Annotated in this window: 20 protein-coding genes; 10 read left to right on the top strand and 10 right to left on the bottom strand. The window is 71.4% G+C overall.

The features are described from left to right. The first annotated feature begins 1 nt into the window (after position 1). Positions 2-2,428, top strand: coding sequence for an ATP-binding protein (locus ACGF8A_RS24580; protein WP_393111619.1), 2,427 nt, complete (start codon positions 2-4; stop codon positions 2,426-2,428). Positions 2,429-2,535: 107 nt separating this feature from the next. Here the strand turns inward: ACGF8A_RS24580 and ACGF8A_RS24575 are convergent, their stop codons facing one another. The 5 genes from ACGF8A_RS24575 to ACGF8A_RS24555 all read right to left on the bottom strand — a co-directional run bounded on the left by ACGF8A_RS24575 (position 2,536) and on the right by ACGF8A_RS24555 (position 10,382). Next, entirely contained in the window at positions 2,536-3,501 is a 966-nt protein-coding gene (locus ACGF8A_RS24575) for a UbiA family prenyltransferase (RefSeq protein WP_393111617.1), read from the bottom strand. A gap of 35 nt (positions 3,502-3,536) precedes the next feature. Beyond that, positions 3,537-4,916, bottom strand: coding sequence for an NDP-hexose 2,3-dehydratase family protein (locus ACGF8A_RS24570; RefSeq protein ID WP_393111828.1), 1,380 nt, complete (start codon positions 4,914-4,916; stop codon positions 3,537-3,539). 5 nt (positions 4,917-4,921) lie between these two features. After that, positions 4,922-5,911, bottom strand: a complete 990-nt coding sequence (rfbB, locus tag ACGF8A_RS24565; protein WP_393111615.1) for a dTDP-glucose 4,6-dehydratase — start codon at positions 5,909-5,911, stop codon at positions 4,922-4,924. Further along, a complete protein-coding gene (locus ACGF8A_RS24560) occupies positions 5,908-6,963 on the bottom strand; it encodes a glucose-1-phosphate thymidylyltransferase (RefSeq protein ID WP_393111613.1) in 1,056 nt (351 codons plus the stop codon). The genes rfbB and ACGF8A_RS24560 overlap by 4 nt, the downstream gene beginning before the upstream one ends. A gap of 155 nt (positions 6,964-7,118) precedes the next feature. Continuing rightward, complete coding sequence (locus tag ACGF8A_RS24555) at positions 7,119-10,382, bottom strand: BTAD domain-containing putative transcriptional regulator (RefSeq protein ID WP_393111611.1); 3,264 nt, start codon at positions 10,380-10,382, stop codon at positions 7,119-7,121. 236 nt (positions 10,383-10,618) lie between these two features. Here ACGF8A_RS24555 and ACGF8A_RS24550 point away from each other — a divergent pair, with 236 nt between their 5' ends. The 8 genes from ACGF8A_RS24550 (at position 10,619) to ACGF8A_RS24515 (ending at position 19,229) form a co-directional block, all read left to right on the top strand. Further along, complete coding sequence (locus tag ACGF8A_RS24550; protein ID WP_393111609.1) at positions 10,619-11,203, top strand: NADPH-dependent FMN reductase; 585 nt, start codon at positions 10,619-10,621, stop codon at positions 11,201-11,203. A 62-nt stretch (positions 11,204-11,265) separates the two neighbouring features. Next, positions 11,266-12,846 carry an MFS transporter gene (locus tag ACGF8A_RS24545; protein WP_393111607.1) on the top strand — a complete coding sequence of 527 codons (1,581 nt, stop codon included), beginning with the start codon at positions 11,266-11,268 and terminating at the stop codon, positions 12,844-12,846. Between the two features lie 214 nt (positions 12,847-13,060). After that, the gene (locus ACGF8A_RS24540) at positions 13,061-14,278 is read left to right on the top strand and encodes a methyltransferase domain-containing protein (RefSeq protein WP_393111605.1); all 1,218 of its coding nucleotides are present in this window, start codon (positions 13,061-13,063) and stop codon (positions 14,276-14,278) included. Positions 14,279-14,321: 43 nt separating this feature from the next. Then, positions 14,322-15,101, top strand: a complete 780-nt coding sequence (locus tag ACGF8A_RS24535; protein ID WP_393111602.1) for an SDR family oxidoreductase — start codon at positions 14,322-14,324, stop codon at positions 15,099-15,101. Positions 15,102-15,152: 51 nt separating this feature from the next. Then, positions 15,153-16,508, top strand: a complete 1,356-nt coding sequence (locus ACGF8A_RS24530) for an FAD-dependent oxidoreductase (RefSeq protein WP_393111600.1) — start codon at positions 15,153-15,155, stop codon at positions 16,506-16,508. Between the two features lie 8 nt (positions 16,509-16,516). Next, entirely contained in the window at positions 16,517-17,623 is a 1,107-nt protein-coding gene (locus ACGF8A_RS24525) for a nucleotide disphospho-sugar-binding domain-containing protein (protein WP_393111598.1), read from the top strand. Between the two features lie 38 nt (positions 17,624-17,661). After that, the gene (locus ACGF8A_RS24520; RefSeq protein ID WP_393111596.1) at positions 17,662-18,240 is read left to right on the top strand and encodes a dTDP-4-dehydrorhamnose 3,5-epimerase family protein; all 579 of its coding nucleotides are present in this window, start codon (positions 17,662-17,664) and stop codon (positions 18,238-18,240) included. Further along, positions 18,237-19,229, top strand: a complete 993-nt coding sequence (locus ACGF8A_RS24515; RefSeq protein ID WP_393111594.1) for a Gfo/Idh/MocA family protein — start codon at positions 18,237-18,239, stop codon at positions 19,227-19,229. The genes ACGF8A_RS24520 and ACGF8A_RS24515 overlap by 4 nt, the downstream gene beginning before the upstream one ends. A 95-nt stretch (positions 19,230-19,324) precedes the next feature. Here the strand turns inward: ACGF8A_RS24515 and ACGF8A_RS24510 are convergent, their stop codons facing one another. The 4 genes from ACGF8A_RS24510 to ACGF8A_RS24495 form a co-directional block, all read right to left on the bottom strand. Beyond that, positions 19,325-20,263 carry an oxygenase MpaB family protein gene (locus tag ACGF8A_RS24510; RefSeq protein WP_393111592.1) on the bottom strand — a complete coding sequence of 313 codons (939 nt, stop codon included), beginning with the start codon at positions 20,261-20,263 and terminating at the stop codon, positions 19,325-19,327. Between the two features lie 103 nt (positions 20,264-20,366). Next, positions 20,367-21,926 carry a class I adenylate-forming enzyme family protein gene (locus tag ACGF8A_RS24505; protein WP_393111590.1) on the bottom strand — a complete coding sequence of 520 codons (1,560 nt, stop codon included), beginning with the start codon at positions 21,924-21,926 and terminating at the stop codon, positions 20,367-20,369. A gap of 31 nt (positions 21,927-21,957) precedes the next feature. Further along, entirely contained in the window at positions 21,958-22,494 is a 537-nt protein-coding gene (locus ACGF8A_RS24500) for an SRPBCC family protein (protein ID WP_393111588.1), read from the bottom strand. Positions 22,495-22,597: 103 nt separating this feature from the next. Continuing rightward, positions 22,598-23,575 carry an NADPH:quinone reductase gene (locus ACGF8A_RS24495; protein ID WP_393111586.1) on the bottom strand — a complete coding sequence of 326 codons (978 nt, stop codon included), beginning with the start codon at positions 23,573-23,575 and terminating at the stop codon, positions 22,598-22,600. 213 nt (positions 23,576-23,788) lie between these two features. Between ACGF8A_RS24495 and ACGF8A_RS24490 the strand changes: the two genes are divergently transcribed. Continuing rightward, positions 23,789-25,411: an FAD-binding oxidoreductase gene (locus ACGF8A_RS24490; protein ID WP_393111826.1), complete on the top strand. Its 1,623-nt coding sequence runs from the start codon at positions 23,789-23,791 to the stop codon at positions 25,409-25,411. A 217-nt stretch (positions 25,412-25,628) separates the two neighbouring features. On the opposite strand, the gene ACGF8A_RS24485 is transcribed toward ACGF8A_RS24490, so the two are convergent. Continuing rightward, on the bottom strand, positions 25,629-26,546 hold the full coding sequence (locus ACGF8A_RS24485) for an LLM class flavin-dependent oxidoreductase (RefSeq protein ID WP_393111584.1): 918 nt from the start codon (positions 26,544-26,546) through the stop codon (positions 25,629-25,631). Between the last annotated feature and the right edge of the window lie 444 nt (positions 26,547-26,990).

Raw genomic sequence — 26,990 nt, 5'->3', positions numbered from 1 at the left:
CATGTACCCGATCAGTCAGAGCACCATCAGCGACGAACTCAGCTCCGACGGACCGGGGGTGCTCACCGTCGCCACCCGCTGCCTGGTGGGCCGGGACGAGGAACTGGCCGAACTGCGCGGACTCCTCGGCAGGCCGGCCGGGCGCGTCGTCACCGTCACCGGCCCGGCCGGCGTGGGCAAGAGCAGGCTCGCCGCGGCGGCCTACGCAGACGTCGCCGGCTCCTTCGAGGACGGCGCACGGGTCGTGGACCTGAGCGACGTCCGCCCCGGCCAGGATCCCGATGCCGTGCTCGCGCAGGCCGTGGGCCTGGACACCGACGCGGGCCACCCCCCACGCACACTCCTGCGCGACTTCTTCCACGCCCGCCGCTGCCTGCTCTTCCTGGACGGCTGCGACCGGATGCGCGCGGCGCTCGTGCCGGTCGTCACCCGGCTGATCAACGACTGCCCCCGGCTCACAGTCCTGATGACGGGGAACGAGCGGCTCGGCGTCTACGGCGAGGTACTCCTCCGCGTCGGTCCGCTGCCCCTGCCCCCGGCCGGCCAGGAACTGGAGCTGAAGGAGCTGCGGGAGATCCCGTCGGTGAAACTGTTCATCGACCGCACAGCGGTCAGCCGCCCCAACTTCGTGCTGACCGAGCACAACCGCGCGGCCGTCGTCCGGCTGTGCCGGCGTACCGACGGCCTCCCGACGGCGATCGAGTTCGCCGCGTCCCGCATGAAGATGCTCTCGCCGCAACGGCTCGCGGACGAGCTGGAACACAGTCTCGACGCCCTGTCCGGCAGCGAGTTCGACACCCTGTCCCGGCATCGCGGCATCCGCACGGCGATCGAGCGGCAGCTCGACGCGCTCGACAGGCGCGAACGCGCCGTGCTGAGGCGGCTCGCCGCCTTCCACCGCGCCTTCGACCTGCCCACCGCCCAGGCCATGTGGCAGGGCGGCGTCACGGAACTCCAGCGTCTGCTGGAGATGTTCGTCGACAAGAGCCTGCTGCACACCGACGAGTGCTCCGACGGCGAGCTCATCATCTCCATGCTGGGTCTCACCCGGCAGTTCCTTCTGGAGGAGGCCCGCGCGCTGGGGGAGCTCGACGAGATCCTCGCCGCGCACGCCGCGTTCTGCGCCGACCTGGCCGAAAGCGCCGAGAGCGGGCTGCACGGCGCCGATCAGAGCCGGTGGCTGATCCAGGTCGACTACTGGCGGGAGGACCTCAGGAGCGCGCTGCGCTTCCTCACGGAAGCGGGCGACCAGGCAGGCGTCGTCAGGATCGCGTCGGGTCTGCACCAGTACTGGCAGGCGCGGGGCGCGATTCACGAGGGCATCACGCGGCTGCGCGCCGGGGTGGACGACATGAGCGCCCTCACCCTGGCGCAGCAGGCCAAGGCGCTGCTCGCGCTCGGCGAACTCCTGCTCAACGCCTCCGAGACGACCGCCGCCGAGGACTGCCTGCGCAGGGCCCGGGCGGCGTTCGGGGACTTGGAGGACGAAGCCGGCGTGGCCGCCTGCATGCGCAGGGCCGGACTCGTCGCCCTGCAGCGAGGCGACCTCGTCGAGGCCGACCGCCGCCTCGAGGAATGCGTGGCGGTCGCCTCCGGCCACGGCACGGCCGAACACGCCGCGGCACTGCGCAACCTGGCGGAGGTACGCCGCGCCGAGGGCGACGCGTCGGGCGCGCGCCGACTGGCCCAGGACGCGCTGGAGGTCTTCGAGCAGCGCCGGGACGTCCGCAACGTCGCGCTCACCCGCCTCGTCCTGGGCGACGTGGCCTTCGCCCTGGGCGACCAGGACGGGGCCGTCGACCTGTACCGGTCCGCCCTCACGGACATCGCCGAGCTGAGGCATCTGGCGCTGTGTGCCCTCGGTCTGGAGAAGTTCACGATCCTGCTCACCCGGTGCCGGGGCCAGTCGATGGAGACCTGGCGCCGGGCGGCACGTGCCCTGGGGGCGGCGGCGGGCATCCGGGCCGCCACCGGCTGTGTCGCTCCGGCCCTGCTGCGCATGGAGGTGGACGCCGTCGCCGCCCTCACCCGGGTACGCCTGGGCGACGAGGACGCCGCGGAGATGGGTGATGTGGGGCGGCGGTCCGAACCGCACGCCGCCGTCGCCGCCGTGCTGACCGACCTGGACCACGCGGAGCCCGAGCGCGACGCGGGCAGCGGGGCCGGCAACCCGCTGACGCCGAGGGAACGGGAGGTGGCCGAGCTGGTCGCGAACGGCCTCACCAACCGGGAGATCGCCCGTCGGCTCGGCATCGCCGAGTGGACCGCCGTGAACCACGTGCGCAAGATCATGCGCAAGCTGGCGTGCACGTCACGGGTCCAGGTCGCCAGCTGGATGTCGAAACAGGACCTCACGGGCCGGCGCAGGCCGGCGTCCGCCGCCGCACCCGCCCCCCGGACCGGGGCACGCACCGGCGCGGGGGAGTGAGCCGGAGGCCCAGGCGTCCCGCTGCCCCGCACCGTCGCCCGGCAGACATGGTCTCTGCCGGGCGGCGGGAAGCAGGGACGGACCGGGCCGCACGCGCGGCGCCGGTCTCAGAGCCAGTGGTACGCCACGTTGTGGAGCAGCACACAGGCGACGGTCGTCCGGAAGACCACCACGCCACGGCTGCGCGCGAGCAGCGCGTGGCCGTTGCGCAGGAAGGAGACGTACTGGCGTAGCCGCAGCACCATCAGCGGCAGGGTCGCCAGGAGGAACCAGCCGGATATCCAGCCGGCCGCGAACGGGCCGAGGACGACCAGCAGGTTCAGCGCCGTCAGGGTCCCCAGGAAGACCTTGTTGCCCGCTGCCGACGCCATCACCGCGACGGTGCGCCGGCCGACCGCCGCGTCGCCGCTGATGTCCTGGGTGTTGGAGTACCCGGCTATGAGCAGCTGCCCGAACCCGAACAGCAGCGCCTCCACCAGGACCAGGGCCGGGAGCTCACCCACGGTGAGGGAGTAGGGGGAGAGCACGAACGCCGTGGCCGAGAAGAGCAGCAGCAGCTCCCCGAGCCCGACGTAGCTCAGCTTCAGCCCCCAGGAGTACTGCACACTGAGGACGAGGAGCAGTGCGGTGACCACGAGCCCCCACACCGGAACGTGCGGGGCCACGAGGACCGCCCCCAGCCACCACACCGCCCCCCACACCAGGGCGAGGTATCCGAACCGCTGCGCCTGGTGCACCGTGAGTTCGCCGGTGAGCAGCGGCTTGCGCTTGAGCGGGCGCAGTTCCGTGTTGCCGTCGGAGAGATAGTTGGCGGTGTCGCTGCCGTCCTTGACGCCGGTGACGTCGTCCAGCGTCATCACCGCGGACAGCACGCCGATCTTCCCCAGCGCGAACACGGACAAGGTCAGGAGCACCTGCCCGTCCAGGCGGGTGCTCGGCTCCATCGCCGTCCACACGATGAGCAGGGCGAGGAAGAAGTCAAGGACGAACTGGAACTTGACCAGCCTGGCGTACCTGCCCAGTCGCTGGAGAAGACCTGGTTCAGGGGCCACTTGCGTACCCGCAGCCGCCATGGAGAGTCCTTACTGTCGGGCCCGGGACGCGCCTGTCAGAGCGTCACCGCGGCGGTGTTGAGACAGGCGAGCAGCGAACGCGCCTGCACATTGACGTACCGGCTGTGCCGGACCAGCGAGTTGAGCTGCCAGGGTGTGACCCAGCAGTACCCGGGCGGCGGTTGCGCCGGCGCCTGCTCCTCGTCGGCCTCGACTATCAGGTACCGGCTCTGTGCGTGGTGGAAGCGGCCGCCCTCCTCGGAGTGCACGGCCCCGTAACGGATCTGATCCGGGCGGGCGTCGAGCACGAGGTCCAGGAACGGCGGGCGCTCGGCGGGGGCGACGTGGCGGTAGTTGTCCGGAGTGCACTGCACCGTCGGGGCCAGCTCCAGCGTCTCCAGGAGACCGCCCTCCGGCAGGGCGTGCGCGAGCAGGTGCGGGACGCCGCCGAAGCGGCGGGTCACGAACGCGGTGACGCCGACTCCGAGCGGTTCGATCAGCGGCTGTGTCCACTGCGCGACCTCCCGGTTGGCGGCCTCCACCGCCACCGCCATCACCCGGAAGTAGCGTTCCGGAACGTGCTCGACGGACCAATCGCCGCGCACCCAGTCCGTCACCTCGGCGAGCGGCAGCGACCGCACCCGGCGGTCGTGGCGGGAGCGTTCGGCGGTGATCCAGGACAGCAGCGCGCGGTCGGAGTGCAGTGCGCCGGGCACGGCGGGCTGCGCGGGTGCGCACGCGAGGACGGTACGGGCGTCCATGTTCACCACGTTGTCGCGGCGCAGCAGTTCGCCGATCTGCCCCAGGGTGAGCCAGCAGAAGTTCTCCTCCAGCCGAACCTCGCCCACCGCCTCCACCAGCATGTTCCGGTTGGCCTTGCGCAGGAACCACGAGCCGTGCTCGGACTGCAGCACATCGGCGATCACCCGCTGCGGCGGTACGTCGACGAAGTGGCCGAGGTACTTCACGTCCGCGCCCTGGTGCACCCTGGTGTAGTTGCTGCGGGTCGCCTGCACGGTGGGCGAGAGCTGGAGCAGGTTGGGGTTGCCCGGCTCCATCTTGGCCTGCATGAGGAAGTGCAGCACCCCGTCGAACTCCTTGGCGAGGATGCCGAGGATGCCGACCTCCGGCTGGTTGATGATCGGCTGCTGCCACTCGGGGACCGGGTTCTCGGGGTGGGTGACGTGGATGCCCTCGACGGAGAAGAACCGGCCGCTGCGGTGCACGAGGTTCCCGGTGTCCGGCGCGAAGGACCAGCCTTCGAGGCCCGCGAACGGGATGCGCTCCACCCGGAACCTGTGCGTGCGCGCGTGTTCCGCCAGCCATGGCGCGACCTGCCCGGTGGGCAGACCGTGACCGTGCGGTGTGCCGGCCGAGCGGAGCAGGCGGGCGGTGTCGGCCGCGGGATCGTCGCGCCGCAGCGGTGGTGCCGGCATCGTGCTCATCGGGCCGCCTCCGTGGCGGCGCCCCGCTTGAGGTCCTTCCACCAGCCGGGGTTGTCCCGGTACCAGTCGACGGTCTCGCGCAGACCGCGTTCGAACGGCACCCGCGGCTCGAAGCCCAGCTCGTCGCGGATCTTGGTGCCGTCGAGGGAGTAGCGGTCGTCGTGGCCGAGCCGGTCGGCGACCCGCCGGACCGCGGAAGGCGCGGCGCCGCACAGCTGGAGCAACTGGTGGGTGAGCGCCAGGTTGCTCCGCTCGACACCACCGCCCACGTTGTAGATCTCCCCGGCCCGGCCCTTCGCGCGCACCATCTCGACCGCCCGGCAGTGGTCGTCGACGTGCAGCCACTCGCGGACGTTGTGCCCGTCCCCGTACAGGGGCACCGGCCTGCCCTCCAGCAGGTTCGTGACGAACAGCGGGATGAGCTTCTCGGTGTGCTGGTACGGGCCGTAGTTGTTGGAACAGCGCGTGATCGACACGTCCATTCCGTGAGTGCGGCAGTACGAGCGGACCACGAGGTCGGAGGAGGCCTTGGACGCCGCATAGGGCGAGTTCGGCGCCAGCGGCCATGTCTCGGTCCACGATCCGGCGGCGATCGAACCGTAGACCTCGTCGGTGGAGACGTGCACCGTGCGCTCCACGCCGCTGAGGCGTGCGGAGTCGAGCAGCACCTGGGTTCCCACCACGTTGGTGCGGATGAAGTCCGCGGCCGCCGCGACCGAGCGGTCGACGTGGGACTCGGCCGCGAAGTGCACGATCGAGTCGTGGCCGGGCAGCAGCTCACGCAGCAACTCGGCGTCGCAGACGTCCCCGTGGACGAACTCCAGGCGCTCGGCACCGATCGGCAGGTTGGCGAGGTTGCCGCTGTAGGTCAGCTTGTCGAGCACGGTCACACGGGCGCCGACGGCCTGCGGGTAGCGGTCGTCCAGCACTGAGCGCACATAGTGCGAGCCGATGAATCCGGCGCCGCCCGTCACCAGGATCTTCATGATGCGACCTCCACCCAGGAGTCGTCTCCGACGATCAGCCGGTGGCGGCGGGTGGTTGTCACCGAGGCGGTCCTGCCGATCAGCGATCCGCTCAGGCCGCGCAGGTCCGACAGCGAGGACCCGTCCTGCACGATCGAGTCCTCGACCCGTGTGTGCCGCACCGTGCAGTCGCCGCCGATCGCGGTGTACCGCCCGATGTGACTGTCCTCCACGACGCTGCCGGGACCGATGATCACGGGCCCCTCGATGCGGGAGCGCACCACCCGGGCGCCGGGAGCGAGCAGCACCGGGCCGGTCAGGTCGCTGGCGTCGTCGACCTCGCCGAGCCGCTGCGGCCGCAGCTCGTCGAGCAGCCTGCGATTGCATTCGAGGACGGCGTCGACACTTCCGGTGTCGGCCCAGAAGCCGACGTATTCGCTTGCCTTGACGCAGGCGCCGTTCTGCACGAGCCACTGGACGGCGTCGGTGATCTCAAGCTCCCCACGGGCGCTGGGCCGAATTTCGGCGACCGCCCGATGAATGGCGGGGGTGAAGAAATAGACGCCGATGAGGGCGAGATCGCTGCGCGGCTCGGCCGGCTTCTCGGCCAGCCTTGTCACGGTGTTCGAGGCGTCTACCTCGGCCACCCCGAAAGCCCGGGGATCCGTGACTTTCTGGACGACGAGTTGGGCGGCCGGCCGCTGTGCGGCGAAATTGCCCGCGATCTCTGTGATTCCCTCCGGCAGTACGTTGTCACCGAGGTACATGAGGAAGTCGTCGTCGCCCAGGAATTCGCGGGCGATCAGGACGCAGTGGGCCAGCCCGAGCGGCTGCGCCTGCGGTATGTAGGTGATCCGGGCGCCGAACCGGCTGCCGTCGCCGATCACCGCCCGGATCTGGTCCGCCCGGTCGCCGACGATGACGCCGATCTCGGTGATGCCCGCCGCCAGGATGTTGTCGAGGACGTGTTCCAGGACCGCCTTGCCGGCGACCGGAATCAGCTGTTTCGGCGTGGAATAGGTGAGGGGCCGAAGCCGGGTTCCCATCCCGCCGGATAGTACTAGAGCCTTCACTTTGTCCCTCCGGAGTGGTTCTTCGGCCAGTGGAATTCAATTCCGTTGGATTATCCGGGAGTGCATCAGTGAGGCTAACGGCGCGGCGGCGGACGCCCGTTGATATGGTCTTGGACTCTGTCATGTCCTGCTTGACCTGACAGAGTCTCCTTTGCTTACGAAGAGGCCGGTGAAATGCCGGACGGCTGCGCCGCGTCCGCCGGACTCAGCGCGCCGCCCCGCTCGAACTCGGCCCGGAACCCCTCCTCGCCCAGGCTCCCACGGGCGCCCGCGGAGATCCGGTCGACGTCGTCCCGCTCGCCCTCGGGCAGCGGGGTGCCCACCCGCGCCCGGGCGGCGGCGGCCGCGCCGAGGAGACGAGCCGCCTGCCCGGCGCGGCCCGCCAGGAGTTCCGCGCCGGCCAAGCCCTCCAGGCCCAGGGCGACCGCGCGCGGGTCACCTGAGGCGTGCGCGGCCCTGAGGCCGTCCCGCTGGAGTTCGAGGGCGGCCCCCGGCTCGGCCCGCAGCTCCGCGATGAACCCGAGTTCGGCGAGGATCAGCGACGGGACCCCGGGTTGGTAGCCCATCCGCCGGTGCACGTCGAGCACGTTGCGCATATGGCGCTCGGCGGTGTCCAGATCGCCTTCCCTGCGGGCCCCCATCCCCAGCCCGATCTCGGCGAACTGCTCCCCGAAGTCGTCCGACTGCTCCACCGCCAGCCGCCTGGCCCGCTCGTGGTACTCCCGGGCCAGCGCGTAGTCGCGGGTCAGCAGGGAGATCCGGCCCAGTCCCGAGAGCTGGAACGACACCTCGGGCCACAGGCCGAGGTCCTCCGCCATCCGCAGTCCGTCGCGGAGCAGCCGTCCGGCCCGCCGGTAGTCACCGACCACCTCGGCCAGGGTCTGCAGCGGCACCATGGCCCGCAACTGCCCCCACCGGTCGCCCAGTTCGCGGAAGATCTCCAAACTCTGCTCGCCGTACCGGCGCAGTGCGCCGAAGTCGCCGCGCAGTTTCGCCACGAACGCCCGGCTGGCCAGCGCCGCCGCCGTGCCCCAGCGGTCCTCGCGGGCGCGGAAGGTGGTGAGCGCCCGCTCGATCAGTTCCTCACTGGGTGACAGGTCTCCGATGCCGTACAGGTTGGAGCCCAGGAACCACTGCGCGTGCGCCTCGCCGCCGGGCTCGTCGAGCTCCTCGTAGGGGCGCAGCGCGGCGTGGTACTCGGCGAGCGGGTCCCTGCTGCCGCCGAGGAGCAGCCTGGCCCCGCCGAGCCAGGCGGTCGCCTCGGCGACCGCCGCGGTGGCCGCGCCCCGCGGCGCGACGGCGAGCGCCATGGCCAGGGAGCGCTCCGCCTCGCGGTTGCGGCCCCGCAGATGCCAGTACCACGCCAGGGAGTTCACCAGCCGCAGCGCCTGCTCGCCGTCCCCGCCGTGCACGGCGCTCTCCAGCGCGGTGCGCAGGTTCGCCGTCTCCCGGTCGAGCCGGCGCAGCCACTCCCGCTGCCCGTGACCGCGCAGGTGCGGCCTGGCGCGCTCCGCGAGCGAGGTGTAATAGGCACGGTGACGCGACTGCAGGGCCTGGAGTTCGCCGGTCTCGCGCAGCTGCTCCAGGCAGTACGCCGTCACTGACTCCAGAAGCCGGTAGCGCGGCCCGTCCACGCCGTCCGACATGACGACCAGACAGCAGTCCACCAGGCGGGCCAGCAGATCGAGCACCTCGGCCTGGTCCACGCCGGTGCCCGCGCACAGCTCCTCCGCCGCCGTCAGGGTGCAGCCGTCGGCGTGCACCGCCAGACGGCGCAGCACGGCACGCTCCTGCGCGCTCAGCAGGTCGCAGCTCCAGTCGATCACGGCGCGCAGGGTGCGATGGCGCGCCGGGGCGTCGCGGGTCCCGGCGGCCAGCAGCGTGAACCGGTCGTCGAGGCGGGCGGCCAGCTCCGTCACGCCCAGGGCGCGGACCCGGGTGGCCGCCATCTCCAGGGCGAGCGGAATGCCGTCGAGCCGGCGGCAGATGGAGACGACCGGGGCGATGGTCTCCTCGCTCAGCCGGAACCGGGGAGCGGCGGCGCCGGCGCGTGCCGCGAACAGTTCCACGGCGCTGAAGCGCAGGACGTCTTCGGTGCTCAGGTCCGCGGCGGCCCGCGGCAGGCGAAGGGGAGGCACCTCCACCAGTCGCTCGCCGCCGATGCTGAGCGGCGTCTGGCTGGTGGCCATGACGTGCAGCCGGGGGACCGCCTTCAGCAGCCGTACGGTCAGCTCGGCCACGGGACCGGCCACGTGCTCGCAGTTGTCGAGGACGAGCAGTGCCGGTTCGTCGCCCAGGGCGCGGACCACGCGCGCGGTGGAGGAGAGCAGGTCTCCGTCCGGGTCGGGGCCGGCGGTGATGTCGTCGCGCACGCCGAGCACGGCCTCGACCACCTCGTGCACCTCGGTGGCCGACTTGGGGGAGGGATCGAGCGAGGCGAACTCCGCCAGCCAGACGCCGCCGGGGAAGGCCGGGCCGAGGGCGGCCGCGGTCGCGAGGGCGAGCTGGGTCTTTCCCACGCCGCCCGAGCCGGTCAGCGTCAGGATCCGGTGCCGTGCGGCCAGCCCGCGCAGCTCCTCGATCAGCTCGTCCCTGCCGATCAGCTCGGCGGGCGGGGTGGGCAGGTTCGTCGGCGGCCGGGCCGCGGTGGTGCTCGGCGACGGCACGGCCGTCAGGGCCGGGCTCTGGGTGAGGATCGCCTGGTGCAGTGCGGCGAGTTCGGGTGACGGGTCCACCCCCAGTTCCTGCGCGAGCCGCTCGCGCAGCTCGGCGTAACTGGTGAGGGCGGCGCCCTGCCGGCCCGCCAGGTACAGGGCCCGGATGTGGGCGGTGCGCAGCCGTTCACGCAAGGGGTGGAGCGCGACCAGGTCCGCCAGCTCGTCGGCGACCAGGGCGTGTTCGCCGAGTTCCAGCCTGGCCTCGGCCTGCTCCTCCAGCGCCGTCATGCGCTGTTCCTCGAGCCGGTCCGCGGCGGCCCGGGCGAACTCCTCGTCGACGAAGTCGGCGACCGCCGGGCCGCGCCACAGGGCCAGCGCCTCGGTCAGCAGTTCCGCCCGGGCGCGGGGATCGGCATTCCGGCGCGCGCGGGCCGCCAGGTCGTGGAAGCGGTCGGCGTCCACGGCGCCCGGCTGGACCTGGAGCTGGTAGCCGGGAGCGCGGGAGACCACCAGGTCCCGGCCGCCGGGCGCGGCGTCCTCCAGGGCCCTTCGCAGCTGCCACACCTTGTTCTGCAGCACGCCGAGGGGGTTGTTCGGCAGCTGTGTGCCCCACAGGTCGTCGATCAGCCGGTCCACGGACACGGGCTGACCGCGGTGGATCAGCAGCGCGGCCAGCAGCGTGCGGACCTTGAGCTCCGGCACCCGCACCGGTCGCCCCTCCGCCGTCCACACCGCGAGCGGACCGAGCACCCCAAAACGCATGTGATCACGCTAGCTGAACGAGGCGGTCCGCGACAGGACGGTCCGCGGACCGAGAGCCGTCGGCGGGCGGGAAAGACCCTGCGCGGCAGGCGGAGTCCGGTCACCGGCCCGGCCGTCGGTGGCAGGTGCGGCGAGCGGCCGAGAGCGACCGAGAGCGGACCGGGATCAGGCCGGTGGCGGCGACGGGCACGGTGTGATCCGAGGAGCCGAGGAGCGAGCAAACGGAGGGGAACATCATGCCTGAGCCGAAACTGCGGGTGTCCGTCATCATCGGCAGCATCCGCAACGGCCGGTTCGGTCCCACGGCCGCCCGCTGGATCGCCGACGAGGCCGCCAAGCGCGAGGACCTCGCCGTCGACGTGATCGACCTGGCCAAGGTGTGGCTGCCCGACGTCCTGCCCGCCGACGAGCACGCGGAACGGCCCGCCGCCGTGCAGGACCTGGCGCCGTGGCTGGCCCGCGCCGACGCGTTCGTCATCGTGACGCCGGAGTACAACCACAGCTTCCCCGCCTCGCTGAAGAACGCCGTCGACTGGTACGTCGACGAGTGGAAGGCCAAGCCGGTCGCCTTCGTCTCCTACGGCGGCATCGCCGGCGGCCTGCGCGCCGTCGCGCATCTGCGGGAGATCTTCCCGGGGCTGCACGCCGTGACGGTCCGGGACTCCGTCGCCTTCCCCGAGTACTGGACGCGCTTCGACGACCAGGGCCGGCCGACGCACGCCGCGGAGTGCGAGGCCGCCGCCAAGACCATGCTCGACCAACTGACCTGGTGGGGACGCACGCTGCGCGACGCGCGCGCCGGCCGCCCCTACCCCGGCTGACGCTCCCGCCCGACTCCCCCCCCGGCCCACCCCACATCCTGCCCGACCCTGGAAGGACATCCATGTCAACTCATGTCTCCCCGGCGGTGCCGGCGAAGGCAGGGACCCGCGAGTGGCTGGGTCTTGCCGTGCTCGCGCTGCCCACGCTGCTGCTGGCGCTCGACCAGAGCGTGCTCTTCCTCGCGCTGCCGCATCTTGCGGAGTCCCTGGAGCCCACCGGCACGCAGACGCTGTGGATCATGGACATCTACGGCTTCATGATCGCCGGCTTCCTGGTCACCATGGGGACGCTCGGCGACCGGATCGGCCGGCGCAGGCTGCTGCTGATCGGCGCCGCGTTCGTCGGTGCCACCTCGCTGCTGGCCGCCTACTCCACGAGCCCGGAGATGCTGATCGCCGGCCGGGCGCTGCTGGGTGTCGCCGCGGCCACGCTGATGCCCTCCACGCTCGCCCTGATCAGCAACATGTTCCAGGACCCGGGGCAGCGCGGGCGGGCCATCGCGGTCTGGGCCAGCTGCTTCATGGGAGGGACCGCGCTCGGCCCGATGATCGGCGGCGTGATGCTCGACTACTTCTGGTGGGGCTCGGTCTTCCTGCTCGGCGTGCCGGTCATGATCATCCTGCTGATCGCCGGTCCGGTCCTGCTGCCCGAGTACCGCGACCCCCACAGCGGGAGGCTGGACCTCTTCAGCGTCGCGCTGTCGCTGGCCACCATCCTGCCGATCATCTTCGGGCTCAAGGAGATCGCCCGGTACGGCTGGGAGCCGCTCTCCCTGCTGGTGATCGCGGCCGGCGTGGCCGTCGGTGTGGTCTTCGTCCGCCGTCAGACCCGGCTGGAGCACCCGCTGCTCGACCTGCGCCTGTTCCGCTCCGGCGCCTTCACCTCGTCGCTGATCGTCCTGATGCTGGCGATGGCCACCATGGGCGGCAGCTACCTGTTCATCACCGGCTTCCTGCAGATGGTCGAGGGTCTCTCGCCCACCGCCGCGGGCCTGTGGATGGTGCCCTCCGCCCTCGCCTCGATCGTGGCCGCGATGATCGCCCCGTCGCTGACCAAGAGGCTGCCCATGGGAGTGGTGATCGGCGGCGGTCTCGCCCTGACGACCGTCGGCTACCTGCTGGTCGCGTTCGTCGATCCGGTGGGCGGACTCCCGCTGCTGGTCACCGGGTTCGTGATCGCCTTCTTCGGAACGGGACCCATCGGGGCCCTGGGCACCAACCTCGTGGTGAGCTCCGCCCCGCCCGAGAAGGGCGGTTCGGCCGCCTCCATGTCCGAGACGAGCGGGGAGTTCGGAGTGTCGCTGGGCGTGGCGGCGTTCGGCAGTCTGGGCGCCGCGCTCTACCGCGACGACGTCACCGTCCCGCAGGGCGTACCGGCCGAGACGGCCGAAGCGGTGCGCGGCGGGCTCGAGGGCGCGGTCGTGGCCGCCCAGGGGCTGCCGGAGGACCTGCGCGACCAGGTGCTGACGGCGGCGCGTGACGCCTACACGAGCGGACTCAACGTCGTGGGTGTCGTCTGCGCCTCGCTCATCGCCGTCACGGCGGTGCTCGCGGTGACCCTGCTGCGCAAGGTCGGCGCCACCGCGCCACCGCAGGAGGGGCAGGCCCGCGACCGGGAGGAGTCGCTCACGGCCGGCCCCTGACCGGGTGAGCCATGGCGCGGGCCCTTCGCCGACTCCTCGGCGGGGCCCGCGCCTTCGTCCGTGCCGCTTCCGCCGTGCCGCCGGACCTGACACATGACCTGGTCCCTTCATGGACCCCTTTCACCACCGCCGACAGCATTGTGATGTGCGTTCGTATTGACTGACACGCCAGCACGCCAAGTCGCCCGACCACGAAATGCAAAGGGGTCCGTTCATGGTCCAGTGCCGAATCTGCGGTGGCCCGGTCGAGGAATTCTTCGACTTCGGCAGGCAGCCCGTATCCGACTCCTTCGTGACACCGCAGACGGCGGGCAGCGAGTTCTATTTCCGCCTGGCCGCGGGCGTCTGCGCCGAATGCACCATGGTGCAGCTCGTCGAGGAAGTGCCGCGTGAGCAGATGTTCCACGAGGACTATCCGTACCGCTCCGCGGGGTCGGTGGTCATGCGGGAGCACTTCGAGAAGTACGCGCACCAGCTCCTCGGGACCGAACTCGCCGGCGAGGACCCCTTCGTGGTGGAGATCGGCTCCAACGACGGGACGATGCTCAAGACCATCGGCCGCGCCGGGGTGCGCCATCTCGGCGTCGACCCCTCCGCCCAGGTGGCCGGGTTCGCGCGGGCGGAAGGCGTGCGTGTGCGCACGGACTTCTTCCAGGACGGCAGCGCCCGCGAGATCGCCGCGGCCGACGGGCCCGCGAACGTGATCTTCTCCGCGAACACCGTCAGCCACATCGCCTACATCGACTCGGTGTTCCGGGGCGTGGACGCGCTGCTCGCCCCCGACGGCATCTTCGTGATCGAGGACCGCTACCTGGGCGCGATCATCGCGCAGAACGCCTTCGACCAGATCTACGACGAGCACTTCTACCTGTTCTCGGTGACCTCGGTGCGGGCCATGGCCGAGCGATTCGGCTTCGAACTGGCCGACGTGGAGCCCCTGGCCGTGCACGGCGGGTCGATGCGGTACACCATCGCCCGCCCCGGGCAGCGGGCCGTGTCCGCGGCCGTCACCGAGCACGTCGAGCGCGAGCGAGAGACGGGCCTGACCCGCCCGGAGACCTATCACCGCTTCGCACAGCACGTGCGGGAGAGCTGCCGCGAACTGGTGCGGCTGCTCACCGAACTCCGCGAAGAAGGCCGCTCGGTGGTGGCCTACGGCGCCACCGCCAAGAGCGCCACGGTCATCAACTACTGCGGCATCGGGCCGGACCTGGTCCCCTTCATCTGCGACAACACCCCGGCCAAGCAGGGCCGGCTCGCCCCGGGCACGCACATTCCCGTCCGGCCGTCCGAGGACTTCGCGAAGCCGTATCCGGACTACGCGCTCCTCTTCGCGTGGAACCACGCGGAGGAAATCATGGCGAAGGAACGGGAATTCCGCGCGGCGGGGGGCAAGTGGATCCTCTACGTGCCCGAAGTCCACATCGTCTGAGGTCCACCCACCACATCACCCAGAATTCCAACCGGAAGGTGTCATGAACAAGTACGCCGGCAAGAAGGCCGTGGTCACCGGTGGCACGCACGGCATCGGCATGGCCGTCGTCAAGCAACTCCTGGACGGCGGCGCCGAGGTGCTGCTCACCGGTCTCAACGAGACGAACATCGAAAAGGCCCGCGCCGAACTCGGACCGCGCGCCCACGTGGTGCGCTCCGACGCGGCGAGCATGGCCGACATCGAGGCGCTGGGCAAGGCGGTCGAGGACACCCTGGGCGAGGTGGACTTCGTCTTCGTCAACGTCGGTTTCCTGAAGTTCGGTTCCCTCGGCCAGGTCACCGAGGAAACCTACGACCGCATGTTCGACACCAACACCAAGGGCGCCTTCTTCACCGCGCAGCGGCTCGCGCCGCTCGTCAAGGACGGCGGCTCGTTCGTCTTCACCACCGCCGTCGCCGTCGGCATGGGCTTCGTCGCCACCAGCGTCGGCACCGGCATGAAGGCCGCCGTCCGGGCCTTCTCCAAGGTCTTCGCCTCCGAGCTGCTGCCGCGCCGGATCCGCGTCAACACGATCAGCCCCGGCTTCACCGACACCCCCACGATGGGCATCGCCGAGATCTCCGACGAACTGCGCGCCGCCAACATCAAGGAGGGCGTCGAGCTGACGCCGATGCGCCGCTTCGGCACGGCCGACGAGGCCGCCACGGCCGTGCTCTTCCTCGGCTTCGACGCCACCTTCACCACCGGCGTCGACCTGCCCGTCGACGGCGGCCTCGGCCAGGGCCTGGAGTGGCCGCACGACGAGATCGTCGAGCACTGACAGCGGGTCGGACCAGCGGACAGAGTCGGACCAACGGACAGAGGTGGAGCGATGACCAGTCGCACGCAACGCACCAAGGCCGCGGTGATCGGCGGGGGCATGGCCGGCTGCGCCGCCGCCCGTCAGCTGCTACGCGGCGGCCGTGACGTAGTCGTCTTCGAGACGTCGGACGGGCTCGGGGGCCGGGCCCGCTCCTGGCACCGGCCGGAGATCGAGCCCGACGTCGGCATCAACCTGATGTACGTCAGCTTCTACAAGCTGATGACCCAGCTGATCAAGGAGTACGGACTCGAGGACGAACTGGTCCGGATCTCCAGCAACGTCTGGATCTCCGACCACGGCAGGACCGTTCCGCTGTCCTCCGACTCGCCGCTCAGCCTGCTCACGTACCGGCACGTCAAGCTGCGTGACCGGATCGCCTTCCTGCTCAGCACCCTCGCCCAGGTGGCACGCAAGAAGAAGCTCGACCTCTTCGACCCGGTCAAGTCCGCTCCGTTCGACGACGGGCAGACCGCGGCCGACTGGGGCTACCGGCAGGTGTCCGAGCGGGGCTTCGACTTCCTGCTGCGCCCCCAGATCGAGGGCTTCTGGAACTTCGCCTGCGAGGAGATCTCCGCCGTCCACGCCCGCGCCCTGCTCGCCTGGATGGGAGGCTCCGGGTTTTACGTGCTGCGGGGCGGCATGGAGATCCTCGCCGAGAAGAACGCCGAGGGCGCCGGCCTGCGGCTGTCCCACGAGGTCACCGGACTTCAGCCGGACGGCGCCGGCATCACGGTCACCGCCGTGGGCCCGGACGGCATCCCGGTCACCGAGGGCTTCGACGAGGTGGTGGTCGCCACGCCCGCACCGATCGCCGCGAAGCTCACCGCCGCGCTGCCCTCGGGGACCGTGGGCGCGCAGACCCGTTCGTATCTGGAATCGCAGCAGTACGAGCCGGCCCTGTCCGTCTCCTACCTGGTCGACGCGGGCGCGCTGCCCGCGGAGGCGCACATCGTGGCCGGCGGCCCGGAGGACCCGCCCCTGCGCAACATGATCACCTACCCGCGCACGGTGCGGGACGAGGCGGGCCGGCCCGTCGACAAGCTGCTCGTGTTCGCCTACCCGGGCCGCGCCAACACCCGCCGACTGCTGGGCCGTTCCCCCGAGGAGCAGTTCACCGAGGTGACGAAGCTGCTGCCCACGCTGTGGCCGGACTTCCCGGTCGGCGGCGCCGAGCCCTTCCAGATCGCGGAGCGGCCCTACGGGTTCCCCATCCCGGCACCGGGCCGCTACCGCCGGTCCGTACAGGTGCTGCGCGAGCAGCGGCCTCCGGTGGTCTTCGCCGGCGACTACTTCAACTCACCCACGACGGAGGCGGCGATGCTCTCGGGAGTCCGGGCCGCCGCCGTGCTCACGAAGGCAGGTTGAGACAGCCCATGAAGGTCCTGTTCATCCCCGGGAACAGCCCGTACCCGATCTTCTCCCACGCCCCGCTGGCCACGGCCGTGCGCAATGCCGGTCACCAGGTGTTCATGGGCGGCATCGACTGGGTCCTGCCGAACATCACCAGCGTCGGCCTGCCCGCGGTGAAGATCTCCCCGGTGTCCATGGAAGAGGTCGGCGCCTTCATGGGCGCCATGCCGGAGGACCCGGTCGAGCAGCTCAAGGCGGTCGGCCGGGTCTACGCCGAGATCGCCGTGGACAGCCTGGACCGCCTGCTCGACCTGGCCGACCACTGGCGGCCCGACCTCGTCGTCGGCGGCGGCATGTTCTACACGGCCCCGCTGCTCGCCCACCATCTCGGCATCCCCAGCGTGCGTCTGGAGTGGGACCGTATCGACTCCCGCGGCTACGACCCGGGGGCCGGACCCGTGCTCGCCCCGGTCCTCGCCGAGCTGGGCCTGGACCGCGTGCCGGGCCCCGACCTGTGGCTCGACGTGTGCCCGCCCAGTCTGCGGCCCGCCGACGCGATCCCGGCCAGGCCCATGCGCTGGGTGCCGGGCAACCCCCAGAAGCCCCTGGAGCCGTGGATGTACACCAAGGGCGACCGCCCCCGGGTCTACATCACCGCGGGGACGCGGCTGTTCAGCGGCGACGGGCTGCGCGACATGGCGCGCAGCATCGGCAAGCTGGGCGCCGAAGTGGTCGTCGGCGCTCCCGAGAACGTCGCCGCCGAGGTGCGGGACGAACTGCCCGACGTGCACGTCGGCTGGGTGCCGCTCGACGTCCTCGCCCCCACCTGCGACGTCATCATCCACCACGGGGGCGGCGGCACCGACATGACCTCCCTGAACGCAGGGGTGCCGCAGCTCGTCGCCCACCCCGAGTACCCCACCACCGCCACCCGGCAGATCGTCGGGTACGGGGCCGCCGCCCTGGTCGAGTCCGGCGGCTACGAGGAGATCAACGCGGCCTGTGAACTGCTGCTCGGGGACCCCTCGTTCCGCGAACGGGCGCAGACGGTCTCGCGGGAGATGGCGCAGCTTCCCCCGGCGGCGGAGATCGTCGCCGACCTGGAGCGCCTGGTGGACGGCCGGGCCTGAGACCCGCCCGGCACCGGGCGAGCTGAGAGGAGAACACGGTGCGCATCGCCGCGACGGCGATCCCCGGGGCGTACCTGGTGACCCCCGAGCAACTGCCGGACGAGCGCGGCGCCTTCTGGGAAGGCATGCGCGCCGACAAGCTGGAGAAGGTGCTGGGCGAGCCGTTCGTGCCCCGGCAGATCAGCTACTCCGTGTCCCGCGGCAACACCCTGCGCGGCATCCACACGGTGGCCGTTCCGCCCGGGCAGGCCAAGTACGTCAGCTGCGTACGCGGCGCGCTGCGCGACATCATCGTCGACCTGCGCGTCGGCTCTCCCACCTTCGGCCGGCACCACGTGTGCACACTCGACGCGTCCTCGGGCCGCGCCCTCTACATCCCCGAGGGCGTCGGCCACGGCTTTCTGACGCTCGGCGACGACACCTGCATCTGCTACGTCATGTCGACCGTGTACGCGCCGGGCACCCAGATCGACATCGACCCCTTCGACCCCGAGCTCGCCCTCCCCTGGGACATCACCGAAGAGCCCCTGATGTCACCGAAGGACAGGGCCGCGGCCGGCCTCGCGCGGACTCTGGCCGCGGGGGTGCTGCCGCGCTGGAACGAGGAGAAACCGTGACGGACGCCATCCGCGTCGGAGTACTCGGGTGCGCGGAGATCGCGCGCCGCCGGATGCTTCCGGCCTTCGCCCGCTCCGGGGCCTTCGAGGTCGCCGCGATCGCCTCACGGGACCCGGGCCGCGGCGCGGCGACGGCCGCACCCTACGGGGCGCGGGCGCTGCCCGGCTACGCCCGTCTGATCGAGGACGGGGACGTGGACGCGGTCTACATCCCCTTGCCGGCCGCCCTGCACGCCCGGTGGGCCGAGGCGGCCCTGCGGGCCGGCAAGCACGTGCTCGCCGAGAAGCCACTGACCACCGACCCGGAGGTGACCGCGGAGCTGTACGCGCTGGCGCACACCCGGGGCCTGGCCCTGATGGAGAACGTCATGTTCGTCCATCACGGCCAGCACGCGCGCGTGCGCCGGCTCGTCGAGGACGGCGCCGTCGGTGAACCGCGCTCCTTCCAGGCGACGTTCACGGTGCCCCGGCGCCCGGCGGACGACATCCGCTACCGCCCGGAGCTGGGCGGCGGCGCCCTGTGGGACACCGGCGTCTACCCGGTGCGCGCCGCGCGGCACATCCTCGGCGCGGACCTGACCGTCGTGGGCGCCGTCGCCACGGCGGCACCCGGGTTCGGCGTCGACACGTCCGGGGCCGCCCTGCTGCGCCGCGCCGGCGACGGTGCCTGCGTCCACCTCTCCTACGGCCTCGACCACGGCTACCGCAGCACCTACGAGATCAGCGGCAGCACCGGCCGGCTGACCCTCGACATGGCCTTCACACCGGCCGCCGATCACGTTCCCGTGGTGCGGCTGTACGACCGCTCCGGCGGCCGGGAGCTCACACTCGACCGCGAGGACCAAGTGGCGAACACCGTGGCGGCCTTCGCCGCAGCGGTGCGCCGCCACGGCGTCCCGCCCGAGGCCGAGGAGGCCACGCTGGACCAGGCGAAGCTGCTGCGCGAGATCGTGCGCGCCGCCGCCCCGGCCCCGCAGTCCTGCGACTGACCCCCCGCACGGCTGAGCGGCACCCGGTCCCGGGACCGGGTGCCGCTCAGCCGTGGACACCACCGTTGCGGGTCGCGTCCTCACGCCTCGGCGCCTCAGCGTGCGGTGTGCGCGCCGACCGTGTGATCGGGGCCCAGCTCCTCGATGCGGTAGTCACCCGTGGGGAAGCCTGGCGTCGGCAGCGGATCGGGGTACGCGGCCTCGTCACGCGGTGCCTGCCGGCGTACGTGGGCCGCCCGCACCTTGAGCGCGGTGTGCACCGCGACCCGCAGCAGCCGTGAGGGCTCGGCCACACCGAACGCCCTGCGCATGTGCGGTGTGAGAAGCGCGGGCAGCGCCGCGGCCGCCACCTTGCGGCCCAGCGGCTGCAGCCGCTTCGGAAGCCATCCCGCCAGCGGCTCGATGACCGTGTTCCGCAGTACCTGCCACAGCGTCACCGCCTCCGGCGAGTACGCGAAGTGCTGCTCCACGTAGGCGTCGTGGAACCGGGCGAAGTCCTCGTACGAGCCCGGGATGTCCTTCAGGCCCATGAGCTCGCCCTGCTCGCGCATGTGCAGATAGGCCGCGGTCCGCTCCTGGTCGCTCAGCGGCCGCCAGCCGTACCGGTCCACCCAGCGGATCTGTATCAGCATGCTCGTGGCGAGGACGAACAGGTACTCGTCGTTGCTGATGCTCCACTGCTGCTTCTCGTCACTGATGTGCCTGACCGCGTTCTTGTGGATGCGGTTCATCTGCCGGGCCGCCGCACGGCCGCGCTCGTCCTTGAACCCGCGCCGCACCATCTCCAGGCTGATCAGCGCGAAGTGCTCCATGCGCCGCTGGGTGTTCTGGGTGAGTTCTCCGGTCCGTACGAGAAGCGCGGCCATGTGCGGCGGCGCGACGCTGTTGCAGAACGCCAGCGCTCCGGCGACGCCGAAGTCCCACGGGAACTCGTAGCCCATGTCGAGCCACCAGATGCGGCTGTACTCCTCCTTGACGTCCATGCCCTGGATCTCCCGGAGTCGGGCATAACGCCTGTTGCTGTCCGTGGCCATGCCGCGGCCTCTCCTCTCACCGGTCACCTCGGAATGCGGGCCCGCTGACGCTCGGTCCGCCGGACGGCGGCGGTCCCGCCGGGCTCGCCGGGACCGCCACCGGTCAGCCCTGGCCCTGCAGGTGCTTCTGCAGCTCCAGGCGTTTGATCTTGGTGGTGGCCGTCTGCGGCAGGTCCTCCAGCCGCCACTGCACCGGCTCGGCCAGCACCGGCAGGTCGGCGACCGCGGACTTCCACGCCACCGGATCGAGCGGCCGGTCGTCCCGCGTCGCCACCACCGGCACCGGCCGCCCGTCCGGGCCCGGCACGATGATCGCCTCGGTCAGCTCGGGGAGCCTGCCGAAGAGCTTGTCCTCGATCTCCAGCGTGCTGTCGATGCCCGGGATCTCGTCCACCTCCCGGTCCAGCAGGTGCAGGCAGCCCCACTTCGTCCGGTAGCCCACGTCGCCCATACGCCACCAGTCGTCGTTGACCTGCTTCTCCCAGCGCCCGTGCTCCCCGAGGTAGGTGACGATCCGGCCGTCGCTCTTGACCTCGATGAACCCGGGGGAGGACTTGGTGGGCGCCTTGCCGTCACGGCTGACCACGCGCACCGCCGTCATCCCGGGGAACGGCCGGCCCACACAGCGGCCCTCGGCCTCCGCGCCCCGCCGCGGGCTGTAGGTGCGGCCGGCGATGGGGCCCACCTCGCTCTGCCCGTACATCTGGATGAAGGTGGCGCCGCTCCGGCGCGAGGCGTTCAGCAGGCGGTGCACCGTGCGGGGGTGGATGGCGTCGAAGGTGGAACTGAAGTACTTGACCTTCGCCAGCGGGGCCCGGGGGTCCTCGGCCAGTTCCTCCCAGCGCATGAAGGTGTTGGGGTGTGCCTCGATCAGACCGGGCGGCACCTTGCCGAACAACTCGCCCACCGTCCGCGGGTCGTCGTCGCGCAGGATGAGAACCGGGTGTCCCTGGAGCACCGCGATGGGCAGTGCCGTGAACATGCGCGAGTGCACGAACGACACATGGATCGCGACGGGCTCGTTCGCGCCGACCAGCCGGGCCACCGTGCCCTGCGGGCGGTACCGGGCCTGGAACGTCCGGCCGGTGTGCACGGCCAGCTTCGGCACGCCCGTGGTGCCGGACGTGTGCGTGATCAGCGTCGGATGGTCCGGCGACATCCGCGCCGGTGCCGTCCGCGGGCTGCCGGCGAGTGACGCCAGCTCGATCGCGCCCTCGTGGCTGCCGGACGTAAGGAGCAGCTCGCGGGTCAGCCCGGAGACCTCCGCCGGCAGATCGTGCTCGAGCTTGGCCTGGTCGGTCACGAGGAAGGGCATGTCCACCCGGCGCAGCAGCTCGGCCACCGTCGCCCCGTCGAGCTTGGGGGACAGCAGCACCGGCACCGCGCCGATGCGGGCCGTCGAGCAGGCGAGCAGGGTGATGTCGAAGCCGTTGGTCTTGTGGATGACGACACGTTCGCCGGTGCGGACGCCCGCCGCCCACAGCCGGGACGCGAAGTCGTCCACGAGCGCCGCGACCTCGGTCAGCGTCAGGCGCCTTCCGCGCTCCGGCGCGATGTCCAGTTCGTGGTCGAGAATGAGTGGGCTCGCCGGATGCTTCGCTGCCGCCCGGTCGAACAGTGTGCCCAGGCGTATTCCCTTGTTCGCGATGCGCTGCAGAAACATGCGGATCCTCTGGGTCGAAGAAGAACAGCGGTCAGGATTCGATGACCTTCTTGATGCGCTGGAGTGTGGCGTCGAGGTCCTGCGCCAGTTTCGAGGTCCACTCCTCGACGAACTTCGCGCGTTCGGTCTCGTCGAGATCTGCGACGATCTTGTGGATTCCCGCCGTGGCCGTGCCCATACGGAAGTGGTGGGTCAGTACGGCCCCGCGGCCGGCCGGCTCGATACCGAAACCCCAGACGCTCTCCTGGTCGGCACCCGCGTGGGACAGCATCATCCAGCGGAACGAACGACCCGGCTCGGCAGCCACCACCCGCGCGTCCGTGTACCAGGTGCCACGGACCAGAGGCGCCCAGGCGACGACGTCCTCGCTGCGCAGGTTCTCCCCGCGAAAGACCGCGCCGACCGTCGCGGGCTCTCCGGAAATCCATTCACCGCCCTGGCACTCCGGGCTCCATTCGCCGCTGCGGCGCAGATCGCTCACCACGTCGTAGATCTCTTCCGCGGTCGCCTCGATGTGAATGTCGGCGCTCAGTTCGAACAGCGGGCTCTTGTCGATGATGGAAGTCATGCGAGAGAGCGTCGCAGTATCCCGTACAGGCCGTCAGACGACTGCCGCAGGATTAGTCAGGTTCCCGGTGCACCGCCCGCGGTCCGCGTCGCGCCACCGGCTCCTACTCCTCGCGGTGCAGGACGACCTTGCCCCGTGCCTTTCCCTCCTCGACGAGGCGGTGCGCCTCGGCAGCGGCACTCAAGGGCAGCGTGTGCACGGCGGGCGGGCGCAGCGAACCGTCCGCGAGGAGACGGCCGATGTGCCGGGCCGCGTCGGCCAGTTCGTCCGCCGAGGCCTGCGAGATGGCGAAGCCGACGATCGAGCAGTCCTTCACGTACAGGCGGCCCACGGGCAGCGCCGGGCTCGTCCCGAGACCCGAGAGCAGCACGATCCTGCCCCGCCTCGCCAGCAAGTCCACCGCGGTCGCCAGCTCGTTGCGCGCGGAGGTGTCGACGTACATGTCGACGCCCGAGGGCGCCGCCTCCCGGATGCGCTCGGCCACCCGGTCGTCCCGGTAGTCGACGAAGGCCTCGGCGCCCAGCGCCCGCACCCTCGCGGCGCTGTCCTGGCCCGCCACCGCCACGACCCGGGCACCGGCGCGCGCCGCCATGAGCACCAGGGCGCTGCCCACGTTGCCGCCCGCCCCCACGACGACCACCGTCTCGCCCACCCGGAGCCGGCCGTGCGTGAACAGCGCGAGGTACGCGGTCGCCGCCGGATGGGCCACCGCCACGGCGTCGGCCGCCGCCACACCGTCGGGCAACCGGTACAGCCGGTCGGCGGTCACCAGCGCCTGCTCGGCCGCGGCGCCCTGGCGGCCGGCATGCCCGAGGCTGTTGCACCACACCCTGTCGCCCGGGGAGAAGCCCACGACAGCCGGTCCGGTCGCGGCCACGGTACCGACGAGGTCGCGCCCCACGACGAACGGCAGCGGCATGTCGGTGCGCCAGGCACCCGAACGCACAAAGGTGTCCACATGGTTGACCGCGCTGACCTCGACGTCGACGAGGACGTCGGCCGTTCCGGGCCGGAGCGCGGGCAGTTCGCCGTACCGGATCACGTCCGGCGGGCCGAATTGCTCGATATAGGCGGCAAGCATGTCCCCGATCGTGCCGCAGGCCACGCCCCCCGGTGTGGGCAACGCCCCCACAGTGTGTCACCTGGGCCGGCGCCGGATCACCTCAACGTGAGGGTGTCCAGCGGTACTTGACATAGACGGGGTGCCCCCGTGTCGGCGCCGCCGCGCCCGGGGCACGCTGAGGCCGCCTTGGAACCCAGACCGGACGCGCGCCGAATGGAGCTGCATGTGAGTATGTTGAACAGGCGACGGTTCATCGCCGGAGCGGGTGCCGCCGCGGCCGCCTCCGGGACCGTCGCCGCACTCGGAACGGCAACGCCCGCCGCGCACGCGGCCCCCGCAGCCACGGCCGGCGCCATCCCCACCGTCAGGCCCGGCGACCCCCGGTACGTCGACATGGTGTCGGGCATGAACGCCCGCCTCGTCGGCACCCCCGACGCCGTGCGGCTGCCCGCCACCACCCGACAGGTCGTCCAGGTGGTGCGCGAGGCCGTTCAGGCCGACAAGCGGATCGTGGTGCGCAGCGGCGGGCACTGCTTCGAGGACTTCGTCTTCAACAAGGAAGCCCAGATCATCGCCGATCTGCGGCTGATGAACCGGGTCGGCTACGACGAGGAGCGGCGCGCCTTCTTCGTCGAGCCGGGCGCCACCCTTCTCGACATCTACGAGACGCTGCACAACGGCTGGGGAGTGACCATTCCCGGCGGCGGCTGCCACAGCGTCGGCGCGGGCGGCCACTTCGCCGGCGGCGGCTACGGCGTCCTGTCGCGGGCGCACGGCATCGTCATCGACCACGTGTACGCCGCCGAGGTCGTCACCGTCGACCGCAAGGGCCGGGTCAGGGCGGTCGTGGCCACCAGGGAGCCGGACGACCCCAACCGCGACCTGCTGTGGGCCCTGGCGGGCGGCGGCGGTGGCAACTTCGGGATCGTCACCAAGTACTGGCTGCGCAGCCGGGGCGCCAAGGGCGCCGATCCGGGACGGCTGCTGCCCAGGCCGCCGTCCAGGGTCATCTACACCCAGGTCACCTGGCCCTGGGAGCAGATCACCGAGGCGGGCTTCACCAACCTGCTGCGCGAGTACAGCCGGTGGTCGAAGGCCAACGCCTCCCTCGACTCGGAGTACCTGGACCTCGGGCACTGGCTGTTCCTGAACCACGTCTCCGCGGGGACCCTCTTCATGGTGGCGCAGATCGACGCCGACAAGCCCGGCGCCCAGAGGCGGATGGACGACTTCGTCACGTTCCTCAGCGACGCCATGGGCGCCGAGCCGAACTGGCACGACTCCCAGAACCTGCCGTTCATGAAGGCCACCACCTACAGCACGACCGGCGGTGAGACCCTCAACAACCCGAACCTGCGCACCTTCCACAAGTCGGCGTTCGTCAAGGACGTCTTCCCGCAGCGCCAGATCGACGCGCTCTACAAGCACCTGACGCGCACGGACTACCACAACACCTACAGCTACATCGTGCTGGCCTCCGCGGGCGGCCGGATCAACGAACTGAGCCCCACCGCGACCCCGGCACCGCACCGCGACGCGCACCTGCTGATGTTCTACGAGTCCTACTGGCACAAGGCCGACCAGGACGAGGCGAACATCGCGTGGCTGCGCGACATCTACCGTGACGTCTACGCCGACACCGGCGGTGTGCCCGTGCCCAACGAGGTCACCGACGGCTGCTACATCAACTATCCGGACTCGGACCTGAGCAACCCCGAGTTCAACAGGTCCAGCACGCCCTGGCACCAGCTCTACTACGGGGAGAACTACGCCCGGCTCCAGAAGGTCAAGGCGGCCTGGGACCCGCGCAACGTCTTCCACCACCGGCAGTCCGTCGAACTGCCGGGCAGGTAGAGCCGCCCACACGGAAGCGGGGGGGGGGGGGGGGGGGGGGGGGGCCGGCGGCGGGGGGGGGGGGGCCCCCCCCCCCCCCCCCCCCCCCCGCCGCCCGGCGGGGCCCCCCCCCCCCCCCGGGGGGGGGGGGGCCCCCGGGGCCCCCCCCCCCCCCCCCGCTTCCGTCCGGCTCCGCCCCGCCGCCGCACGAGTCCGGCGGCGGGGCGGAGCCGGTCCCTCACAGCAGCGCGCGTGCCTCGGCGATCAGCTCCACCTGACGCTGCCAGTCACCGCCGTCGACCACGAGATCGAGGTGGTCGGCGCCGGCCTCGGCGTACGCGGCGAACCGCTCCGCCGCCTCCTTCGGGGTGCCGCCGATCGGGACCAGCGGCGCCTCCTCGGGCGACAGCCCGTACATGTCCACGAGGCTCCGCTCGAACGCGGCGCGCGCCGAGCGCACCGACTCCTCGTCCCCGAGCCCGGCGTGCAGCCACACCGTGGTGCTCGGCGCGGGCCGCCCCGCCTCCTCGGCGAGCTCACGCAGCCGCGCGGTCCCGCGGGCCACCGTCGCCGCCGGTGCCATGGACGGCAGCCAGCCGTCCGCGTACAGCGCGGCGCGCCGGATCGCGCCGTCGGAGTTGCCGCCGATCAGTACCGGGGGCGCGGGTACGGCGGGTGCCAGCGTCAGGGTGGGGGCGCCCGGGACGTCCGGGAGGGTGGTCTCCTCGCCGGCCAGCAGCTTCGGCAGCAGTTCCAGGGAGCTCACAAGACGTGCGTCACGGCCTTGTGGGACGGCGCCGACGGCTTGCCAGAACGGGGTTCCGGGGGCCCCGCCCGACCCGACGCCGAGGACGACGCGGTTGCCGGACAGGTGCTGCAACGTGCCGATCTGGGCAGCGGTCCAGGCGACGTTGCGCAACGGCAGCACCATGAGGGCGAACCGCAGGTCCACCCGCTCGGTGACGGCCGCCGCGGCCGAGAGCGCGACGGTCGCCTCCAGAGCCGGTGTGCCGTTCCCCATGATGAAGTCGGACACAGACACGGAATCCAGACCGGTCTGTTCGACGTGCCGGGCACCGGCCGCCATGCCTGGGAAGCCTTTCGGCGCCAGGTCGGCCATGGTGGGCAGGGAAATGCCGACTTTGATCGCTGGCAAGACATCCTCCGTGTCGCGCGACAGATGGGAGCGTGCCACCGCCCCGGACGAGGCGCCACGCGGCAATGGCCGTTGCAGCGTAGCGACGCGCGGGGCCGGAACCCGGGGCCCGTGACCGCACTATGTCAGTTCGGCCGACACCTGACGAAGCCCGGGAGCACGATTTGCCCGGCGCCGCCGGGTCGGTTCAACTCGTGGTGTTGTTACGGCAGCTGTCGGGGCGTCAGTACGTGAGGTGCGGCGATGCCCGGCGCGTGCTCGTGGTCAGGACGACTCTGGAGTCACTACCGACATGACTGTTGCAGCCGAGGAAGCCGGCGATCCGAGCAGGGGACGAAAAGCGGTCACGCGTCTGGAGCGGGTGATCATCAGGTTCGCGGGGGACTCGGGTGACGGTATGCAGCTCACCGGTGACCGTTTCACCTCGGAGACCGCGTCGTTCGG

The organism is Streptomyces sp. NPDC047706 (genome assembly GCF_043204795.1).
GTDB lineage: Bacteria > Actinomycetota > Actinomycetes > Streptomycetales > Streptomycetaceae > Streptomyces.
Note: the sequence above shows the minus strand (reverse complement) of the source record. Positions and strands in the feature narration are given on the sequence as shown.

Coding starts and splice junctions, on each gene's coding strand:
- ACGF8A_RS24580 (WP_393111619.1), top strand. CDS start 2: ATGTACCCGATCAGTCAGAGCACCATCAGCGACGAACTCAGCTCCGAC.
- ACGF8A_RS24575 (WP_393111617.1), bottom strand. CDS start 3,501: ATGGCGGCTGCGGGTACGCAAGTGGCCCCTGAACCAGGTCTTCTCCAG.
- ACGF8A_RS24570 (WP_393111828.1), bottom strand. CDS start 4,916: ATGCCGGCACCACCGCTGCGGCGCGACGATCCCGCGGCCGACACCGCC.
- rfbB (WP_393111615.1), bottom strand. CDS start 5,911: ATGAAGATCCTGGTGACGGGCGGCGCCGGATTCATCGGCTCGCACTAT.
- ACGF8A_RS24555 (WP_393111611.1), bottom strand. CDS start 10,382: ATGCGTTTTGGGGTGCTCGGTCCGCTCGCGGTGTGGACGGCGGAGGGG.
- ACGF8A_RS24550 (WP_393111609.1), top strand. CDS start 10,619: ATGCCTGAGCCGAAACTGCGGGTGTCCGTCATCATCGGCAGCATCCGC.
- ACGF8A_RS24545 (WP_393111607.1), top strand. CDS start 11,266: ATGTCAACTCATGTCTCCCCGGCGGTGCCGGCGAAGGCAGGGACCCGC.
- ACGF8A_RS24540 (WP_393111605.1), top strand. CDS start 13,061: ATGGTCCAGTGCCGAATCTGCGGTGGCCCGGTCGAGGAATTCTTCGAC.
- ACGF8A_RS24535 (WP_393111602.1), top strand. CDS start 14,322: ATGAACAAGTACGCCGGCAAGAAGGCCGTGGTCACCGGTGGCACGCAC.
- ACGF8A_RS24530 (WP_393111600.1), top strand. CDS start 15,153: ATGACCAGTCGCACGCAACGCACCAAGGCCGCGGTGATCGGCGGGGGC.
- ACGF8A_RS24525 (WP_393111598.1), top strand. CDS start 16,517: ATGAAGGTCCTGTTCATCCCCGGGAACAGCCCGTACCCGATCTTCTCC.
- ACGF8A_RS24510 (WP_393111592.1), bottom strand. CDS start 20,263: ATGGCCACGGACAGCAACAGGCGTTATGCCCGACTCCGGGAGATCCAG.
- ACGF8A_RS24505 (WP_393111590.1), bottom strand. CDS start 21,926: ATGTTTCTGCAGCGCATCGCGAACAAGGGAATACGCCTGGGCACACTG.
- ACGF8A_RS24500 (WP_393111588.1), bottom strand. CDS start 22,494: ATGACTTCCATCATCGACAAGAGCCCGCTGTTCGAACTGAGCGCCGAC.
- ACGF8A_RS24495 (WP_393111586.1), bottom strand. CDS start 23,575: ATGCTTGCCGCCTATATCGAGCAATTCGGCCCGCCGGACGTGATCCGG.
- ACGF8A_RS24490 (WP_393111826.1), top strand. CDS start 23,789: ATGTTGAACAGGCGACGGTTCATCGCCGGAGCGGGTGCCGCCGCGGCC.